This window comes from Pseudoalteromonas shioyasakiensis, from assembly GCF_001550135.1.
GTDB lineage: Bacteria > Pseudomonadota > Gammaproteobacteria > Enterobacterales > Alteromonadaceae > Pseudoalteromonas > Pseudoalteromonas shioyasakiensis.
The window spans coordinates 435,470-453,719 of record NZ_LRUE01000024.1; the positions used below are offsets into that span (position 1 = coordinate 435,470).

Sequence of the window (18,250 nt, forward strand, 5' to 3'; positions counted from 1 at the left end):
CGGGAAGTTAGCAATCACAGCTGATAACAATGAACTGCCGAAAAGGCAGACTTATGAAATTCTTTAGTCAATTTTTACGTAAGTGAGTTCTAGATGAATGTCCTTCAAAGAGCTGAAAATAGATTTGACTTTCTATCTATCGTGTCCGAAGAGAAAGTTACGAAGTCTTCAGATCCACTTTCCGAAATTGATTTTATTCATAATGGTGTTACCAAAGCAGGTGTTTTAGCGCTTGCTGAAACGTTGCATTGGGATAAAAAGCTTATCGCAGAGAATTTAGATATAACTGTGCATTTTTTAATGCGAAACAAATCTAAACGATTAAACAAGCACCTTAGCGAAAATGTACTCGATATAGCAAGGTTAGCACAATTTGGTGTTGAGTATTTTGATAATATTGACAGTTTCAACTACTGGCTAGATAACCCTTCAATAGAGCTAAATGGTGATTCACCTCGCAACTACATGAATTCAATTCTAGGTCGTTTATTAATAAAGAAAACAGTAAATAAACTACGATACGGATATACAGTATAACCAAACGCTCAGAAAGGGAAATGGGTCTCGCGCCTTGCTTTTAGTATTTTACTTTTGAACCTCTGTCAGTAATATTTAGGTCAACCTAAGCGAAGAAAGAACTAAAGACACTAAATACCAAGCGGAAATATTCACTAATTTACGCAGAGTGGCTTATTTGAAATGTTTTTGGATTCAGCACTAAATGTTTGATCTTTAGTGGCTGTATTATATTAAAAATGAACTGATACTTAGTTTGCTACCCTCCAAAAGTTCATCAGAAAGAGAGGTGGCTCTATTTTACCAACTTATAGAGTAGGCTTGTTTTAACTTCGACACTTGCTAAAGAGAAAGCAATGCTCTAACTCATAATTGCCCCATTACGCGTTAACGTAAATACTCTAATGGCAGCTGTGGGGGCGAACAACGGACCTTGCTGCTAACCTCAAGGAAGCAAATCAATCCCAAACTGCTTCAGCAATAAAGAAAACAGCCAAAAGCAAATTACAGTTATTAATGAGCTGATGAGTAACGATAGCCAAAAACTGTAGCGCTGCATCAGCATGGGGAAAAGTAAAAACATGGGCAATGTGGGAAGTACATACCAAAAAGTGTACCAAGCATGATTGGCTATTTTCTCTGACGGCTGCTTTTCAACATATAACCAAATCATGGCTAAAATTGTGACTGTCGGTAACGCCACTATTAGTGCGCCTAGTTTATCATTTCGTTTTGCTAGCTCTGATGCCGCGACAATGACCGTAGCGGTGATCAAATACTTAGTTATTAGCCAACCCATATAATGTCCTTAAATGAAAAAACCGATTGCCTATCGGTTTTTGTTGTGACAATATAGCCAACGAATTAAATAGAGTAAAGTGTTATGCAGTTAGGTGAACTAGAAAAGTTAGTGCTTCAACATTTCTGGAATGTGAAAGAAGCGGATGCAAAGCAAGTACATAAAGTACTGGGGTTAGCTCGTGGTAATTCGTTAAATACTATCCAAAGTACGCTTGATAGGTTATTTAAAAAAGAATTACTTAAACGCACTAAACAAGGCCATGCGTATTGTTATTCAGCCAGAGTCGATCGTGAAGGCTTAATTGCTCAACTTATTTCAAATGTAACCAGTGACTTTGTTGATGATGGTGAAAATAGCTTAATTGCTGCGTTCAGTTCTGCTTCGGCACAGCTTAATGACGAACAACTCGATACATTAGAAAAAATGATCGAGAAACAACGCCAGCTTAGAAAGGAGCGGGCTTAATTATGTTAGTTGGAGATATGGCAATCGTTCTAAATTTGCTCAGTGTTTCAGTGCTTGCATTTGTGATCGGTATTGCAACTGTTGCTGTCGTATCTCGTTTTGTGTTGTTCAGACTCAAACAAGTCAGTTTTAATAGTCAAAAGTTTATATTGTGGTCACTAGTGAGTGCACCTTGGTGGATAGCCTTTTCTTGTATTAGTTACTTTATGCCTTACTCGTTAGGGTTTGATAAAGTTTTTAACATAAGCTGGTTCGAAGATTTTGCCCATTGGCACCATATCGATATTTTTAGCTTTTCAAGTTGGCACGCGTTAACCTTACTTTTAGCACTAATCTATTTAGCTTGGCGCGTAACTAAGACTACCTTTGTTAGAACCAAACAGTCCATCGCATTATCGAGTTTACTAAGCTTTACTGATGCACAAGATGCTAGGACGACTAATGGCAATCAATATTTATTGATGCCTGTTAAAGTGCCTGTTGCCTTTACTACAGGTTTTATATCTCCCAAGATATATGTATCAACCGGACTACAAACCCAAGTTAGCGATGAACAACTTAATATCATCGTTAATCATGAACTGGCCCATGTAACGGCAAGAGATCCGTTATTTAAAGTGCTTTTCACGGCACTTGCCAGCTTCTATCCGCCACGTATAAAACAAACCCTAATCGAGCAATATGTCTTAATGACGGAAAAGATAGCCGACAATGAGGTCACTAAAGAATACGACCATCTTGATATCGCACAGACATTAATTGATGTCGCTAGACTTCAAAAAGCACTTCCTACGGATTGCGATCAGGCGTCTGTTAGCTACTTCGGACATGATTACACGAGTCTTCGTGTTGAGGGGCTATTGAATCCAATTAATAAACCGTCACTTACTACTATCATCATTACTCTAGCATTATTGGCAACTATGCCAGTACTAGCGGCATCCACTGTCGATAGTTTTCATCACTTTATCGAAACTTTTTTCATCCATTAATTAAGGATATGGAATGAGATTTAATCTTTATAAAAGCAACGGAAAAAAACCGATCGGCAATCGGTTTTTGGCTGTTGGTCTAGTTTTAACAACGGGGGTTAGTTTAGTAACATCAACCCCCTCTTTGGCAAACGCGCAAATCCAGCAGCAATCACAGTCATCACATCAGGTTATAAATTTAAGCAAGGCTGTGACCATGACTCTAGAAAGTCATCCTGAGCTAAAAGCCTTGATAGCTCAAGAAGCTGTGTGGCAAGGTAATATCGAGCAAGCAGGCATTGGAGAGCGTCCTCAAATAGGTTTAATGATTGAAGATGCGTTAGGGACTGGTGAGCATAGTGCATTAAAAAGTATGCAATCAACGCTCACATACTCTTGGTTGCTTCAACAAGATCAAATTGATGGCAGAGTTAATGCGGCAAAAAGCCAAGCAAGTGCAGTAATAGTCGAGCAAAAAATAAAAGCCCTTGATTTATCTGCGATTGTTGCTAAACAGTTTGTTGAAATCTTGATAAAGCAAGAGCGCTTGAAACTCAATCAATTAGCGGTATCTCAGGCACAGGAAGTGGTTGACGCTATTGCCAAAAGAGTAAAAGCAGGCAAAAGTTCTAATGTCGAAATGCGCTTGGCTCAAGCTGAGTTGGTTCGAAGAAATCTCGCTGTCGAAGATTTAGAGCACGAATTGAAAGCCAGCCATTATCAACTGTCATCCTTATGGGGTAAGCCTCAGGCAGAGCTTAAGTTAACGGGAAATTTAATGCTTAAGCCAGAAATTCCATCTGTAGAAAGCCAACTAAACAAGCTTAAGCAAATCCCGCAAATACAGCAGTTCGCTAATGAACAACGTATCGCCCAGTCTCAAATGGAACTTGCACGTATTGAAGCCAAACCTCAGTGGCAATTCACTGCTGGACTAAGACGATATGAAACGACCGATGATTTTGGTTTAGTGGCCGGTGTCTCTATTCCTTGGGGAAGTGAAAATAGAAATGCAGGAACAATGGCTGCCTTACGCGCAAAACAAGATGTTCTGGCAAGTCAGCAACAAGCCCTAATGCAGAAACTCGATGCGCAGCTCTATGTGCTATTGCAAGAAATGGCACATTCCCATCATGTCATTGAAACGATTCAATTAGAAATAATTCCCGTACTAGAAAACGCGTTGACGGAAGCCGGTCAAGCATTTGATATCGGTAAGCTTAGCTACAACCAGTGGAGTGATATACGTAGAGAGCTGCTCAGCGCCCAAAATCAGTTACTTGATGCTTATCAATCTTTGCATTTACAACATATTGAAATTCAACGCCTAACTGGCGTGCCCGTTAGTGATAGCGAGTAAAACCATGAGTAAACTTATGAAAAATAAAAATATTCTGTCGTCATTAAGCTTGGCGATTATTATCTCATTCACAGGTGTCGTCGCACCTAATGCTATTGCAGCATCAACACCTGCGGCAGAGCAAGCTGAACCAGAGAAAGGTCCACACCGTGGGCGCATGTTACGAGATGGTGATTTTGCCATTGAACTCTCTATTTTTGAAACTGGTGTGCCACCAGAGTTTCGTGTTTGGGCGACAAATGATGGACAACCTATAGACCCAAAGAATGTCGATTTAAACGTAAAATTAATTCGCCTAGGCGATGGCACTGATGATATTAACTTCAATGCTCAAGGTGACTTTCTTCGCGGTGATATGGTGATTTATGAGCCTCACTCTTTTGTTGTTGCCATTGAAGCAACTTATCAGGGTAAAAAGTACAATTGGCGATATGACAACTTCGAGGGTCGCACCACAATTGAACAGGCAGTTGCCGATGCAATGGAAATCAACACTGAAATCGCAGGCCCTGCGACAATTCATCAAACCATACCCGCTTATGGAAAATTAAGTTTACCTGTGGACGCTAAGCGAAACATTGCTGCGCGTTTCGATGGTGAAATCACCAAATTACACGTCAATTACGGTGAAATTGTTAAAAAAGGGCAAACGCTATTCACAGTAGAAAGTAATGAAAGTCTTAAGCCCTACGTTATTAAAGCGCCCATTAACGGTGTTATTACCCAGTTATTCGCAAACGCGGGTGAGCAAACTAATGGTAAAACCTTACTCACCATTACCAATTTTAATCGCCATATTGCCAAATTAGCGGTTTATCCTTCGGATTATTCCAAGGTTAAACTGGAAACGCCAGTTACGTTAAACATTGAAGGTCATGAGGACCCCCTTGTAGGTGAGGTGTCATTTATTGAACCTAGCGTGAGAGATGATCAGGCAAGAATAGTTTGGGTCGAATTAGAAGGTCGTAACCTCGCCGAAGGCGGCTTCGTAAAAGCTGACATTGAAGTTGCAACCATTGATGTGCCACTGGCTGTAAAGCGTGTTGGCTTACAAGGTTTTAGAGACTTTACTGTTGTTTACGCCAAAGTGGGTGAGCAGTATGAAGTTCGTATGCTTGAGTTGGGCCGCGCTGGAGGCGAATGGATTGAAGTATTAGGTGGCCTAAAAGCGGGAACCGAATACGTGACCAACAATAGCTACATCTTAAAAGCCGACATTGAAAAGTCTGGCGCATCACACGATCACTAGGAGCGTATAAATGTTGGAGTCAATTTTACGCTTTTCAATAAAGCGCAAATTCCTTGTCATGGTGATGGTGTTAGCTGTGTCAGGTTTGGGTATATGGAATTTTACCAAACTACCGATTGATGCAGTGCCCGATATCACCAATGTGCAGGTAATGATCAATACCGAAGCGGCTGGGTTTACGCCATTAGAAGTTGAGCAAAGGGTAACTTTTCCGTTAGAGACCGCGTTGTCGGGTTTACCGGGGTTAACCTATACCCGCTCAGTTTCTCGTTATGGCCTATCTCAAGTGGTTGCAATATTCAGTGATGATACTGATGTCTATTTTGCCCGTCAGCTTGTTAATGAGCGTTTATCAGCGGCACGCGCTGAGTTACCGCTGGGCTTAGAGCCTCAACTTGGGCCAATTGCGACAGGTCTTGGTGAAATATTCATGTTCACCGTTGATGCTGAGCCTGATGCTACGCATGATGATGGCACGCCTATTACACCAACGGATTTACGAACCGTACATGACTGGACAATAAGACCACAGTTAATGCGGGTGCCGGGTGTAGTAGAAGTGAACCCGATAGGCGGATTTGAGCGTGAAATTTTAGTCGCTTTCAAACCTGAAAAGTTACTTGCTTTTGGGCTGTCACAAGCCGATGTGGTTGATGCAATTTCGCAAAACAACCAAAACCAAGGTGCAGGCTTTATTGAGCAAAATGGCGCACAGTGGTTGTTAAGGCTGCCCGGTCAGGTTACTGATATGACTGCCATTGGTAATATTCCGCTTAAGTCGCTTGATGGTTCATCAATTTTTATAAAAGACGTAGCCGATATTGAAAACGGCAAAGGGCTAAGAACTGGTGCTGCTACACAAAATGGTCGTGAAGTGGTGATGAGTACGGTATTTATGCTTATTGGCGAAAACAGCCGCACCGTTGCCCATGCCGTGGGAGAAAAGCTCAAAGAAATTAACGCCACTTTACCAGAAGGGATTGTCGCAACCGCTGTTTATGATCGCACTAAATTAGTTGATAAAACCCTGCAAACGGTTCAGCTTAACCTGACCGAAGGGGCGGTTCTGGTTATCGTTGTACTTTTTGTCTTGTTAGGGAATTTCCGAGCCGCATTCTTAACTGCCTTAGTGATCCCTTTTGCCATGTTGATGACAGTGACAGGTATGGTACAAACTCGCGTGAGTGCAAACCTGATGAGTTTAGGCGCGTTAGATTTTGGCTTGTTAGTCGATGGTGCCATTATCATTGTAGAAAATTGTCTTCGCAGACTAAGTCAAGCAGGAAACAATCCTCTGCCGCTAAAAGAACGCATGGAACTCGTGTTCGAAGCAACAAAAGAAGTCATACGCCCAGCTCTATTTGGCGTGTTTATTATCACCGCTGTTTACTTACCAATTTTTGCCTTAGAAGGCGTTGAAGGCAAAATGTTCCACCCGATGGCGATCACCGTGGTTATCGCGTTACTTAGCGCTATGGTGTTATCGGTTACCTTTGTACCAGCTATGGTTGCCTTGTTATTTAAAAAGCCCGTGAAAGAAAAACATAGCCCAATAATTCGTGGTGCTGCTGTTCTTTACAAGCCCGCTTTGAGCTATGTATTAAAAGCCCGCTGGTTAGTTGTTGTAGTCGCAACAGTATTAGTTGGCTTTACAGGTTATCAGGCAACTAAGTTAGGCAGTGAATTTGCGCCTAATTTGGATGAAGGTGATATTGCCATGCACGCGCTGCGAATTCCGGGTACGTCATTGTCTCAAGCAATCGCGCTTCAGGAATCTTTAGAAGATAAAATTAAACAAATGCCAGAAGTTGAACGCGTCTTTGCCAAAATAGGCACTGCCGACGTTGCAACAGATGCCGTTCCGCCAAGTGTCGCAGATAACTTCATTATCCTGAAACCTCGCGAGTTGTGGCCTGATCCAGATAAGACAAAAACTCAAGTTGTAGAAGAGTTAGCCGCGCTAGTACAGCCAATTCCGGGGAACCGATATGAGTTTTTACAGCCAATACAAATGCGTTTTAACGAATTGTTAGCTGGGGTGAGAGCTGAACTTGCGATAAAAGTGTTTGGTGATGACTTTGGTACGTTGACTACGTTAGGCAGTGAGATAGAGGGTGCAATTTCTCAAGTTGAAGGTGCCGTAGATATACAAGTTGAGCAAACGACAGGGTTACCTATGCTTAATCTTGTGCCAAATCGTGAAAAACTGATGCAGTTTGGTATTAGTATTAGCCAAATACAGTCTCAAGTGGCAACAGCTATGGGTGGTACAGTTGCAGGTAAGTTTTATCAAGGCGATGTGCGCTCAGATATTGTAGTAAGGCTCACAGAGTCCAAACGTAATGATATCGATTCAATACCTTATTTACCGATAACTTTGGCTGATGGACATACAGTACCACTTAAAGAATTGGTTGATATTGAGCTGATATCGGGTGCTAACCAAATAAATCGTGAAAATGGTAAACGTAGAGTGGTAGTAACTGCCAATGTTCGTGGTAGGGACTTAGGTAGTTTTGTTGCAGACATACAAGCAGCTATTAATGAAAACGTTGAAGTACCTGCTGGTTATTGGGTGGAATATGGCGGCACTTACCAAAAGCTGCAATCCGCTTCAGAGCGTCTGAGTATCGTTGTGCCTGTCACTTTAATCATGATTGTTGGTTTGTTAATCCTCGCGCTTAACTCATTTAAAGATGCCATGATCATCTTTACGGGTGTTCCACTTGCTTTAACTGGTGGTATTGCTGCGCTGTTATTACGTGATATTCCATTCTCAATTTCGGCAGCAGTTGGCTTTATTGCCTTATCGGGCATCGCTATCCTTAATGGACTGGTTATGGTGTCGTTTATTAGAGAGCTGCGTAAAGGTGGCTTAGCACTTGATAATGCAATCTTTGATGGTGCGCTGACGCGTCTTCGCCCTGTGTTAACAACCGCACTGGTTGCTTCATTAGGTTTTATCCCTATGGCGTTAAACACAGGCATAGGATCGGAGGTTCAGCGACCTCTGGCAACAGTAGTCATTGGTGGCATTATTTCGTCAACGATTTTGACTCTGTTTGTCATTCCTGCCTTATACAGAATTTTACATAAAGAAAAGGAGTCTATTTTGACTGATGTTGAAGTATTGGAGTCTCAAGATGCCAAGTAACATGATTAAAGTACTGACCTATCTGACGATTGCGCTGTTAGCGCTTCTCAGTATCGAAGCTTTTGCTCACGGAGTCGATGATAAAACCAGAGCATTTTTAGAGCAAAATAATGGAGTACAGTTTATCCCGTTTTTATATATAGGCGCTAAGCATATGATAACGGGCTATGACCACTTGCTGTTTTTAGTCGGTGTTATCTTCTTTTTATATCGTAGCCGTGACGTACTGTTGTACGTCACCATGTTTACTATTGGGCATAGTACAACCCTGTTATTTGGTGTGTTAAGTGACATACAAGTCAACGCTTATTTAATTGATGCCATAATCGGTTTTTCCGTAATTTATAAGGGCTTCGATAATCTAGGAGGCTTTAAGCGTTGCTTTAATTGGCAGCCTAATACCCAGTGGGCGGTGCTGATTTTCGGTCTGTTTCATGGCTTTGGTTTAGCTACCAAATTACAAGAATTTAGCCTAGCTGATGAAGGTCTTATTACCAACCTGATTGCTTTTAACTTAGGTGTTGAACTTGGTCAATTTGCTGCGCTCGCACTTATTTTGATCATGATAAATGCATGGAGAAAACTGCCGTCATTTCAACGTTTTTCGACAGTCACGAATACTGCACTAATGAGTGCTGGTGTGATGTTGATGGGCTTACAACTTACTGGTTACTTTACTATTTAATCGATTTTTAACTTATAGAAATACAGAAATAAAAGAGAATTTTATGCAACATACAGTTAGTACCAAAACACTCGTTAAAGCGAGTATTTCAGCAGTCGTAGTCGCGGCTATTGCACTGGTTACTTTTATCTTACCAGCAGAGTACAACATCGATCCGACAGGTATTGGCAACAAGTTAGGTTTAACAGCACTTGCACAAGCGACTGAAGTGGAAACAACGTCATTAGAGACAACTAAAGGCACGGATGAGTTTCAAACAATAGAAGTGACAGTCCCTGCGGGACGCGGCATCGAATATAAATTTTATATGAAGCAGCATGAAAAAATGACTTATGAATGGTTAACGGATGGTGCTCCATTGTACTTCGATTTACATGGCGAGCCTGAAGGTGACACCACGGGATATTTTGAAAGCTATGCTATTGCTACAACTAATGAAATGAAAGGCAGCTATACCACGCCATTTGCTGGTTCTCATGGTTGGTATTGGAAAAACAAATCAGATAAACCTGTGTCAGTACAGCTACTGGTTAAAGGGCAATACGAAGTTATTGGCCTTAAACAATAACGAATTTAACTTTACGAATTTCATACCAAATGGAGACTAAAATGAACAAACTAATATCAATCGTTGCGCTTTGTGGTGCCTTGCTAACTAGTAATGTACAGGCACATGGAGATCATGGTGTCATCAGCGGTCAGAAAGCTGTTAGCATCGCTGCAACACATATTCAAAAGATGACGTTTAAAGACGCTGGCTTTGAAGTCGGTAAGTTAGATGAGTCATGGAAAAATATTGATAAGTCGCAACTTTCGATTGCTAGCGTTGAAGACAATTTCTATGTAGTTAGTGCATCTAATGCTAGCAACGAAGATAAGCTTTACTTCCAAATTGCAATAAACGGTCAAGTATTAGCGGTTAAAAATAAAAACGACTTTTAATCAATTAAAAGGCACCTTTTGATACATGCATGAGGTGCCTTTGTTTTGTATCAAGTACGCTTATGACACAGAGCCACTGGTCGGCTCTAACTCATTTTTGTCCAAAGGCGTGTTATAAATATAACTCGCCTTTGCCCCATTGCGTGTTTCAGGACAAACCTTACGCTGTAGCTAATAACTCAGTAAGCTATAACTTATCTAATCTCATTTTGAATGGAAATACGAGTTGTGAGCAAAAAACGGTTATCTGAAAAAGAACTGGTCGAGGGGACGATCCCCCATACTACGCATAGTGATGAACTAGCCGAGGTAAAATTGGATGAGTTGGGCCTTGAAATTTCTAAAAGTGATTACAAGGCCGTGTTGAAGCGAATTGAATCACTGTTTGATGCAGCCGAACCCGGAACTCCTGAAGGTGACGAGCTCGAAAGGCTCGTTGCATGGGTTGAAGAATATGAGGAAAAACACTTCCCCATTTAATAACTGCAACGCATTTTTGCAGCAGAACAAATAACAGTTGGCTTTGCTCCTGTGTCGCTATTTTAGCCAACAATTATTTGCCTCTGCTCTGAATGAGGAGTTACTAATGTCTGCTCATGGCACAAAACAGCCCTTCAGCTCTAACGCATTTTTGTCCACAATTTAGTTGCAAAGAATATGGTAAAGATCTCAGCGTGGGTTGATTTGGATTTGATATTTTAATTAATAGAATATTTATTTTTAGTTACGCTTAATCTTTAATCTGTAACTTTATGCAACCTTATACTTCAATCTTATGCAAAGTTATACTTCACTTGCGCCGCTGTGGCTCAATAAAACCGAGTTTGGCTATGTCAACTTATACTTCAAACAACATTGGGTGACTTTCCTCATATAAATTCTGTTTTAAAGCTTTCTTTAGAAACAATCTTTTATTCCTGTGTTAATTAAACTTAACTTTAAGTATGTTTATTCTCTAAGTTATCTAGACATCCACATTAACAATGTAAATTTCATCAATTTATCAAGACATCCATTTTATTTAGAATTATCAAGACACCCATATTAAAAATGTAAACTTCGTCGTTATGCACATGATTGAATTGAAGGAGACACAGCTGGTGAGGTACAGGTTACAAAAATTAAAAAGACACCCATTTTAGGCTACTTTAGTAGATTTTTTAATAGCTGACTTTAAATAAGGCTACCCAGTCGTTCTAAATTAATTTACTAAATTTATTTATAAATCGAATGTTCTTTTTACATGATGCTGTAGTTATTCTCTGACTAGTGCCAGATTTCGGGCAAGCTTAGTCCAAATGCAAGGCTACTCTAAATATTTTCGAGTTTCGGTTTAGGCAAATAGTGCTCGACTAGTGCTAATAGAGCTTCTTCGTTTTCGTTTCATGTGATTTGTATAAGCAGATATAGCCTGTTCTTTACCAGCCGTATTTTTAAATGAGCGTGTAAATGAGGTTGTGAGTGTAAGCCAGTTGTCAGTACAAATGTTTAATCTTTCAAGTATTGGTAAAGCATCTTCTGGGATTTTCCCTGGCTTATCTTGTCGTATTGAACGGCCTGTCCAATCTACAAGTTGCAGATATGTCTTGAGTTCAAATGGTAGTCCCTTAGGCATATGTTTACGAGGTTTACCTGCAAAGCGCATAAGTGATTTCGGTTGCTTATTATTTTGAGCTGCATTAATTCTAGATTTAATACTGGTGTAGTCAGATTGCTCAGGTAAATCAGCCGCTTTTGCTCTTACTGGGTTTAAATCAACATAAGCAAGGCATGCAGCAAGTGCAGCTTCATCGAGCAAGGCTTGCGATTTAAAGCGACCTTCCCAAAATCGTCCTTTACATTCATCCTCTAGATTCGCTTTTCGTGCAATACCCTCGTTAAGAACTCGCATAAACCAACTAATGCTGCTGAGCCTTTCTCTATATAAATTTACTCTGGCATTAATTGCAGCGAGCTCGGTTTGTGTTAGCAATTCGCCATTTAAGAATCGTTGGCATAGGAATGTACTTTTGAATAATTTGTGCCACCTAATTAGAATCGCTTTATTATTTAGACGCTTAGCTTTTGCTATATTGATGTGTAGGACTAGATGAGTGTGATTACTCATAACCGCGTAGGCACAAATATCAATACAAAATATCCGGCCAAGTTGAAGTAGTTTGTTTTCAACCCAACCCCGCCTATGTTCATATGAACGACCCGTCAGTGGGTCTTGCCCGCACAAATAAGCGCGACGAACGCAGCGTGAAATACAATGGTAGTAAGGCGTGTTTGAAACGCTAATTAAGTTTCTACGTGGGGTTGCCATGCTCTTCTCCTCCATGAGTTGAACAATTTAAGTTTAGTCATAATTTTGAGAAGTGAGAAATTTTAAGTTGGGTGTCTAGTTAGAGGTTTTTTTATAGGTTTAACTCTGTGAAGTAATAGAAATTAATATGGGTGTCTTGTTAGTAAAGTAATTAATTGATTATTAGACCCCATATTTTAATTATGGGATCAAATTTGGTTACTGGGGGAGTAAGTTAAGGCGGTGAGCTATTCTACAAACACTCTAAATCCCCATGCTGGAATTGTAAGTTCTGTTGTTTGAGTAAATTCCATTGCCTGTTTTGAAAAAGCATCTGTGTATTTACCTAAAAACAATGGCTCGTTAAAGTTAACTGTTTGAGGCTCTTTCGATAGGTTGAACACAGCAAATACTTTATCGTTGCCTTTTGCTCGAACAAAGCTAAGTACCTGTTTTGGTGCGGTGTTTGGTACATGCACCATGCGGCCGCCAAATTGGCCATTCCACAGTGCTTCATTATTATGTTTGAGTGTAAATAATGATTGATATAAATCACCGATAGGGTGCTTTTGCCATTTGATTGGGTCTCGTTCGAAAAAAGCGAGGCGTTTATCGTTACCTGCTTCTTGACCGTTATAAATCATCGGGAAGCCTTCACCAACGACAGATAATGCAATAACGGCTTCAAGTGCATCGCCATAGTTTTCGAACATAGTGCCTTCCCATGCATTTGTGTCATGGTTGGCAACACCCACTAGGCGATAAGCTTCTTCTGGAAATGCACTTTCGTTCCATGAGTAATAAACGAAGAGGGCGCTAACATCAGCATGACCTTTTACAATTTTATGCATGTGCTCAGACCATGACCAGGCGTAAGTCATATCAAAGGCTTCGGCATGTAAATCGCGAGACTCCCACTCAGCAAGCATTAAAACAGGCTTTATGTCATCAAGCTCACGGCGGACGTTATTCCAAAAGTCTACGGGCACAAAGCCTGCCACATCACAGCGATAGCCATCAATACCGACTTCTTTTACCCAGTACTTCATTGACTCTGTCATGTACTCACGTAGAGCAGGTTTTGAATAATCAAAATCAATAATGTCAGACCAGTCCCACCATGGTGTCGGTCTAAATTGGCCTTTGTAGTCTCGGTCGTACCAATCGGGATGTTCAAATCGAAGCCAGTTATCCCAAGCACTGTGATTTGCTACCCAATCTAAAATGACATACATCCCCATATCATGGGCTTTGTTCACAAAGGCTTTAAGGTCTTCAAGTGTGCCAAACTCAGGGTTTACTTTACGGTAATCTTTTACAGAATAAGGGCTGCCTAAACTGCCTTTTCGGTTTTCTTCACCAATCGGGTTTATGGGCATAAGCCAAATAATATCAACGCCTAACTCTTTCAAGCGTGGCAATTGCTGCTGTGCTGCATTAAAGGTGCCTTCTTTGGTGAATTGGCGAGTATTGAGTTGATACATCACCGCATTTTTTGACCACTCTGGGTGAGTCAGTTTTACGTAGGGTTTGGGCTCATAGGCACTGTTTGAAGTTTTAGTGTGTGTACATGCAGTAGTTAGGCTTAGTAATAAAATAAGCAAACTTTTGGTTAGCAATGAATTCATATCAGGCCTTGTTGTCGAATAAAGGTGTTGCATGAAAAAACAACACTTCGACTAAATATATACCCTGAGCTAATATTTACAATTAAATGCATACGTATTCACAGCGTGGTTACATAATCGATTAAGTAGCAATATTACGCTTAATTATATTTGGATGGGGGCTAAATACTTAAAGGATTAAATAGGATGTGAGGGAGTATGTAAAACGACAGCAAGAAAAAGCTAAGCTGTCGTTTAAATATGCCGAGCTAGGCTGAAATCATAAAAGTAGATTTACTGGCATCCCAGCTGATCAGTTTTTTAATTTCTAGCTCTTTTATAATGGTTAGTAATTCAGAGTCACTTAGGCAGCAGCCTTGTTTTAGTTTATCGAGTGATATCTCTTTATTACGGCTATGAAGCTTAGAGTCCAACATAATACGGTAGATTAATTTTGACTTACGGTTCATAACGCATCTCCTCCACATTTTTGTTGATAGCATTTTAGTTGCTACTTGGTTTTATAATTTGGTCTAATGTGTACTGATGATTTTTTCGACTATGAGGGATCTTTTTAGCCAAGTCAATTAATGTTGGATAAAAATTATACGATTTTGAATCAGCAGGAGAAACGTAGAAGTGAAGTTGTAAGTCATTGAAAATAAAGTGGAGATAAAACTTTTCTGCTTGGGAAGCCTAGTCTATGAGCTCGTCACGGCTAACCGCAATCACATCATGCAGCGCTTTAAATAGTAAATGTTTTTCAATGGGTTTGCCTACGTGGCCATTAAAACCACAATTCATGTATTCGATGATATTTTCTTTCATCACGTTGGCAGTCAAGGCAATAACAGGCACCTCTTTATCAATACTACGAATATGTGAGCAGGCTTCTATTCCCCCCATTGTGGGCATTTGTATATCCATTAAAACTAAAATGGGGTTGAGTTGTTTAAATAGCTCGACTGCTTCGGCACCATCTTTTGCAAAGTGAAGGTCAGCGTTGGTTTCTGCAAGCATTGACTTGATGATCATGGTATTGAGTGGGTTATCTTCAGCAATCAACAGTGTTTTAGCCGATAAGTCAGGTGCAGTCACATCGGTAAAGCTATCATGTAAGTGTTGCTTTTCAGATACTTTGAGCGGTAAATAAACGGTGAAATGGGTGCCTTTACCGAGCGCGCTGTCAACATCAATAGTGCCGTTCATGCGGTTAATAAGATTCGCGGTGATCGACATTCCTAATCCTGTCCCGCCAAAACGCCGCGTTATGCTGTTATCGGCTTGCTGAAAACGGTTAAACAGGTGCATTAAACCCTCTTTGCTCATACCAATGCCGGTATCAATCACTTCTATCTCAACACCTTGCTTTTGGTTTTGGCTTTGCAAAGACTTATTTATTTTTACTTGCACGCCACCTTGCTCGGTAAATTTAACGGCGTTAGAAACCAGGTTTAAAATAATTTGCCGAACTCGAACTGGGTCTCCTATCCATAAATCTTCAACGTCATCGTCTATATCTATGTTTAAATCAATTGCTTTTTCGTTACAAAGCGGCAGAAAATCAGAATTGATTGACTCAACGACCTTCGACATCGAAAAGTCCACCTGTTCAATCGAAAGCTCGTTCGCCTCCATTTTCGAAAAATCTAAAATATCGTTGATAATGGTAAGGAGTGATCGACAAGAAAACAGCGCCTTAGAAACAACTTCTATATTCTTCGGTTTTTGAATATTTGGTTGCAAAACCTGCAACAGCCCCATAATGCCATTAAGTGGGGTGCGTATTTCATGGCTCATATTGGCTAAAAATTCTGATTTTATTCTCGCTCCTTCTACCGCACGCTCAGTGAGCTCAATCTGTTGTTTATAAGAGTTAGAAAGCTTTCTAAAGTAAATAAGCAATATGCTGGTGAGCAATATAATCGTTAATACATGCACGATGTAAGCAATTTGGAAGTTTTCATCAATGGCGATGCTTTTATCTTTAAGTATGAAGTTTACATGTTGCTCGAACGCGGCAAGTGCCTTTAGTGCTGCTTTGTCATCTACCTTTACTGTAGAGTCTATTTGCTCGCTTGTTGCGCCATCGGCAATCATCGTTAAAACAATATTGACTTTACTTTCATACTCAATAACCGTTTTTTTAACGTCAGTAAGTGCAGTTTTGTCGTATTCTTTGATTGCGCCAAGCTTGGCAAGGATCTCTTTTATTTCGGTGAGTTCACTTTCAATGGGCGGAAGATACAGTTCTGTATTTTTTCTAAGCACTAGGTTTTTAAAATGGTGAATAAAGCCACCATAACCAAGTCTTTGAATGAGCTTGTCGTGAAGTACATAAACGTGTGCGGCGGTTTTTGAATAGTCATGCCATTGTGAGTCGACATTTTTGTAAAAGAATAATGAGGTAATGGTGAGTGACGTTACTAATGCAATCACGATAATTGCATTCACTTTCAACTTGTTTTTAGTTTGCTGCAACGCTTTTGTCATCTGTTTACCGCACCTATCTAGCTGTTAATTTAAGCATAGCGCATTTTTATTTGTTCACATAAGAAAGGCTTATATCAGAATGACTTTTTGTGAGGATAATAAAAAACCTTAACAACTAAGGTAAAAATAACTTAGAGCGAATAATTAAGTTTTTTTATAAAAAAGTTTGAAATCAATTGCACTGTACTTTTTTCGCACTTGCTGTATCTTAAGTTGGTACGCAATTTTTATGATTTAATTGAGTGTAAGCCACACTCATTTGTTAGGTGGAGAAAAGGATATGCACGCGCAAACAGTCAAAGAATCAATAGCAACTATTCAATCGGGTGTCGCAAAAGCGGATGGTAAGCTTTTAGTTACTGAGCAAGAGATTGTTTTTGAACCGTTTAATAAAGAGTTAGGCTTAGGTCCATACACGCTTCCACGAGCGCACATCAATAACGTTGATAAGTGTTCAGGTAAAGGCGCGGGTATTTTGCCAATCACAGCAGATGGAATTCGTATTACTTTAAATAACAACGATGTATTTGAGTTCATTTTAGCAAACCCTGATGAGTGGCTAAGCGTACTTGCTCACTAAGTAAATCCTTCAAAAAGACGGCATATTATTATAGCAACCTGCCATAATGTGCCGTGTTAGCTTTTTACTAATTAATTTCCTTTCTTCGCAACACATTGATCTCAAACAATACTAAGGCAAAGTTCTTAGGGTATTTTACCCATCTAAACTATTAAATTGCTCGTTGCTTATTAACGGAGGCTCTTGGGCAAATGATCAACTTAGATGAACAACGCCTAGTTTCGCTTGAACGCGGTTTTCATATTCCACCTAAACCTGAACTATTGAGCCAAATTGCCGATGAAGTGCAAAAATCGGATGCAAGCTTAGATAAAATAGCTCAGCTAATATCAAGAGACATCAGTCTTTCAGCTTTATTATTAAAAACAATAAACAGCCCGGTGTTTGGCTTACAACGCACCATTAGTGATATACGCCAAGCGGCGATGTTTTTAGGGTTAGATCAGCTTAACCAGTTGGTAACTTTGGCGCTGCTTAAGCAAAATTTTAAAGGCAATGCCTGTATTAGCCTAGAGCGCTTTTGGGATGAGTCGGTTGAAGTTGCGAATGCCTGTGTGCAGCTTGGTAACAGTTATAAGTCATTAATGCCAGTGGACGAGCTTTATTCATTAGGGCTTTTTCATAATGTCGGTATTGCGGCTATGGCATTAAAATTTAAAGACTATGTTGAGGTTCTCAAGCAAGCAAATTTAGCTAAAGAGTATGCGATTACCGACCTAGAACAAGCACGTTATCAGTGCGACCATGCGGTGATTGGCTATTTTATCTCGGTATCTTGGCACCTACCTAAGCCACTTTGTCACGTTATTTTAAATCATCATAACACGCACTTTTTAGAGCAAAACAATGATGAACAACAACGTATGGCGTACGCCATCTTAAAATGTGCAGAAAGTGCTGTAGACTATGCCCGTCACCAACAATATTCAAGCGAGTGGTTTAAGATTAAAGAGCTGTGCTTTGCAGAGCTGGGTATTGTTGACCAAGATTTTGCCGATATGGTCGAAGATTACGTCGACAATGCGATGGCAAGTTAAAGCCGATTAGTTTTTATTTCCTATCATCTTAACTTCGATGAGTTTGCGAGTGGTGAGTTATCATCACTCGCTTTTTTTACATCGAAAGAAAGTATGCATTAC

At 40.1% G+C, this 18,250-nt stretch carries 17 protein-coding genes; 12 read left to right on the top strand and 5 right to left on the bottom strand.

Features of this window, described 5'->3' with window-relative positions; genetic code table 11:
- Nucleotides 1-93: 93 nt before the first annotated feature.
- Nucleotides 94-537 carry an MbcA/ParS/Xre antitoxin family protein gene (locus tag PASHI_RS20930; RefSeq protein WP_062566912.1) on the top strand — a complete coding sequence of 148 codons (444 nt, stop codon included), beginning with the start codon at nt 94-96 and terminating at the stop codon, nt 535-537.
- A 424-nt stretch (nt 538-961) separates the two neighbouring features.
- Here the strand turns inward: PASHI_RS20930 and PASHI_RS20935 are convergent, their stop codons facing one another.
- Nucleotides 962-1,315: a DUF3147 family protein gene (locus PASHI_RS20935; protein WP_028834937.1), complete on the bottom strand. Its 354-nt coding sequence runs from the start codon at nt 1,313-1,315 to the stop codon at nt 962-964.
- An 84-nt stretch (nt 1,316-1,399) separates the two neighbouring features.
- Between PASHI_RS20935 and PASHI_RS20940 the strand changes: the two genes are divergently transcribed.
- The 9 genes from PASHI_RS20940 (at nt 1,400) to PASHI_RS20980 (ending at nt 10,624) form a co-directional block, all read left to right on the top strand.
- On the top strand, nt 1,400-1,783 hold the full coding sequence (locus PASHI_RS20940) for a BlaI/MecI/CopY family transcriptional regulator (RefSeq protein WP_028834938.1): 384 nt from the start codon (nt 1,400-1,402) through the stop codon (nt 1,781-1,783).
- A 2-nt stretch (nt 1,784-1,785) separates the two neighbouring features.
- Nucleotides 1,786-2,775 (top strand): M56 family metallopeptidase, encoded by a 990-nt coding sequence (locus PASHI_RS20945; protein ID WP_062566913.1) that lies wholly within the window; start codon nt 1,786-1,788, stop codon nt 2,773-2,775.
- A gap of 13 nt (nt 2,776-2,788) precedes the next feature.
- Nucleotides 2,789-4,114 (top strand): TolC family protein, encoded by a 1,326-nt coding sequence (locus tag PASHI_RS20950; RefSeq protein ID WP_062566914.1) that lies wholly within the window; start codon nt 2,789-2,791, stop codon nt 4,112-4,114.
- A 16-nt stretch (nt 4,115-4,130) separates the two neighbouring features.
- Nucleotides 4,131-5,363: an efflux RND transporter periplasmic adaptor subunit gene (locus tag PASHI_RS20955; protein ID WP_062566980.1), complete on the top strand. Its 1,233-nt coding sequence runs from the start codon at nt 4,131-4,133 to the stop codon at nt 5,361-5,363.
- Nucleotides 5,364-5,373: 10 nt separating this feature from the next.
- On the top strand, nt 5,374-8,517 hold the full coding sequence (locus PASHI_RS20960; protein WP_062566915.1) for an efflux RND transporter permease subunit: 3,144 nt from the start codon (nt 5,374-5,376) through the stop codon (nt 8,515-8,517).
- The gene (locus tag PASHI_RS20965; protein WP_062566916.1) at nt 8,507-9,202 is read left to right on the top strand and encodes a HupE/UreJ family protein; all 696 of its coding nucleotides are present in this window, start codon (nt 8,507-8,509) and stop codon (nt 9,200-9,202) included. Before PASHI_RS20960 ends, PASHI_RS20965 begins: the two co-directional genes overlap by 11 nt.
- 43 nt (nt 9,203-9,245) lie before the next feature.
- On the top strand, nt 9,246-9,770 hold the full coding sequence (locus PASHI_RS20970) for a hypothetical protein (protein ID WP_062566917.1): 525 nt from the start codon (nt 9,246-9,248) through the stop codon (nt 9,768-9,770).
- Between the two features lie 41 nt (nt 9,771-9,811).
- Nucleotides 9,812-10,144, top strand: coding sequence for a DUF6488 family protein (locus tag PASHI_RS20975; protein ID WP_062566918.1), 333 nt, complete (start codon nt 9,812-9,814; stop codon nt 10,142-10,144).
- A 228-nt stretch (nt 10,145-10,372) separates the two neighbouring features.
- Complete coding sequence (locus tag PASHI_RS20980) at nt 10,373-10,624, top strand: hypothetical protein (protein ID WP_062566981.1); 252 nt, start codon at nt 10,373-10,375, stop codon at nt 10,622-10,624.
- 853 nt (nt 10,625-11,477) lie between these two features.
- Here the strand turns inward: PASHI_RS20980 and PASHI_RS20985 are convergent.
- The 4 genes from PASHI_RS20985 to PASHI_RS21000 all read right to left on the bottom strand — a co-directional run bounded on the left by PASHI_RS20985 (nt 11,478) and on the right by PASHI_RS21000 (nt 16,531).
- Nucleotides 11,478-12,452 carry a transposase gene (locus PASHI_RS20985; RefSeq protein ID WP_062566919.1) on the bottom strand — a complete coding sequence of 325 codons (975 nt, stop codon included), beginning with the start codon at nt 12,450-12,452 and terminating at the stop codon, nt 11,478-11,480.
- A gap of 227 nt (nt 12,453-12,679) precedes the next feature.
- Nucleotides 12,680-14,059, bottom strand: a complete 1,380-nt coding sequence (locus PASHI_RS20990) for an alpha-amylase family glycosyl hydrolase (RefSeq protein WP_062566920.1) — start codon at nt 14,057-14,059, stop codon at nt 12,680-12,682.
- Between the two features lie 248 nt (nt 14,060-14,307).
- Nucleotides 14,308-14,508 carry a hypothetical protein gene (locus tag PASHI_RS20995; RefSeq protein WP_062566921.1) on the bottom strand — a complete coding sequence of 67 codons (201 nt, stop codon included), beginning with the start codon at nt 14,506-14,508 and terminating at the stop codon, nt 14,308-14,310.
- 226 nt (nt 14,509-14,734) lie between these two features.
- Entirely contained in the window at nt 14,735-16,531 is a 1,797-nt protein-coding gene (locus PASHI_RS21000) for an ATP-binding protein (RefSeq protein ID WP_062566922.1), read from the bottom strand.
- Between the two features lie 280 nt (nt 16,532-16,811).
- Here PASHI_RS21000 and PASHI_RS21005 point away from each other — a divergent pair, with 280 nt between their 5' ends.
- Nucleotides 16,812-17,111, top strand: coding sequence for a hypothetical protein (locus PASHI_RS21005; RefSeq protein WP_062566923.1), 300 nt, complete (start codon nt 16,812-16,814; stop codon nt 17,109-17,111).
- A gap of 191 nt (nt 17,112-17,302) precedes the next feature.
- Nucleotides 17,303-18,148, top strand: coding sequence for an HDOD domain-containing protein (locus PASHI_RS21010; protein WP_062566924.1), 846 nt, complete (start codon nt 17,303-17,305; stop codon nt 18,146-18,148).
- The last annotated feature ends 102 nt before the right edge of the window (nt 18,149-18,250 follow it).

Bases quoted from the DNA above. Each gene is read 5' to 3' on its own strand.
- PASHI_RS20930 (WP_062566912.1), top strand. From the start codon at position 94: ATGAATGTCCTTCAAAGAGCTGAAAATAGATTTGACTTTCTATCTATC.
- PASHI_RS20975 (WP_062566918.1), top strand. From the start codon at position 9,812: ATGAACAAACTAATATCAATCGTTGCGCTTTGTGGTGCCTTGCTAACT.
- PASHI_RS21000 (WP_062566922.1), bottom strand. From the start codon at position 16,531: ATGACAAAAGCGTTGCAGCAAACTAAAAACAAGTTGAAAGTGAATGCA.
- PASHI_RS20945 (WP_062566913.1), top strand. From the start codon at position 1,786: ATGTTAGTTGGAGATATGGCAATCGTTCTAAATTTGCTCAGTGTTTCA.
- PASHI_RS21005 (WP_062566923.1), top strand. From the start codon at position 16,812: ATGCACGCGCAAACAGTCAAAGAATCAATAGCAACTATTCAATCGGGT.
- PASHI_RS20960 (WP_062566915.1), top strand. From the start codon at position 5,374: ATGTTGGAGTCAATTTTACGCTTTTCAATAAAGCGCAAATTCCTTGTC.
- PASHI_RS20940 (WP_028834938.1), top strand. From the start codon at position 1,400: ATGCAGTTAGGTGAACTAGAAAAGTTAGTGCTTCAACATTTCTGGAAT.
- PASHI_RS20955 (WP_062566980.1), top strand. From the start codon at position 4,131: ATGAAAAATAAAAATATTCTGTCGTCATTAAGCTTGGCGATTATTATC.
- PASHI_RS20950 (WP_062566914.1), top strand. From the start codon at position 2,789: ATGAGATTTAATCTTTATAAAAGCAACGGAAAAAAACCGATCGGCAAT.
- PASHI_RS20965 (WP_062566916.1), top strand. From the start codon at position 8,507: ATGCCAAGTAACATGATTAAAGTACTGACCTATCTGACGATTGCGCTG.
- PASHI_RS20995 (WP_062566921.1), bottom strand. From the start codon at position 14,508: ATGAACCGTAAGTCAAAATTAATCTACCGTATTATGTTGGACTCTAAG.
- PASHI_RS20985 (WP_062566919.1), bottom strand. From the start codon at position 12,452: ATGGCAACCCCACGTAGAAACTTAATTAGCGTTTCAAACACGCCTTAC.
- PASHI_RS20935 (WP_028834937.1), bottom strand. From the start codon at position 1,315: ATGGGTTGGCTAATAACTAAGTATTTGATCACCGCTACGGTCATTGTC.
- PASHI_RS20990 (WP_062566920.1), bottom strand. From the start codon at position 14,059: ATGAATTCATTGCTAACCAAAAGTTTGCTTATTTTATTACTAAGCCTA.
- PASHI_RS21010 (WP_062566924.1), top strand. From the start codon at position 17,303: ATGATCAACTTAGATGAACAACGCCTAGTTTCGCTTGAACGCGGTTTT.
- PASHI_RS20970 (WP_062566917.1), top strand. From the start codon at position 9,246: ATGCAACATACAGTTAGTACCAAAACACTCGTTAAAGCGAGTATTTCA.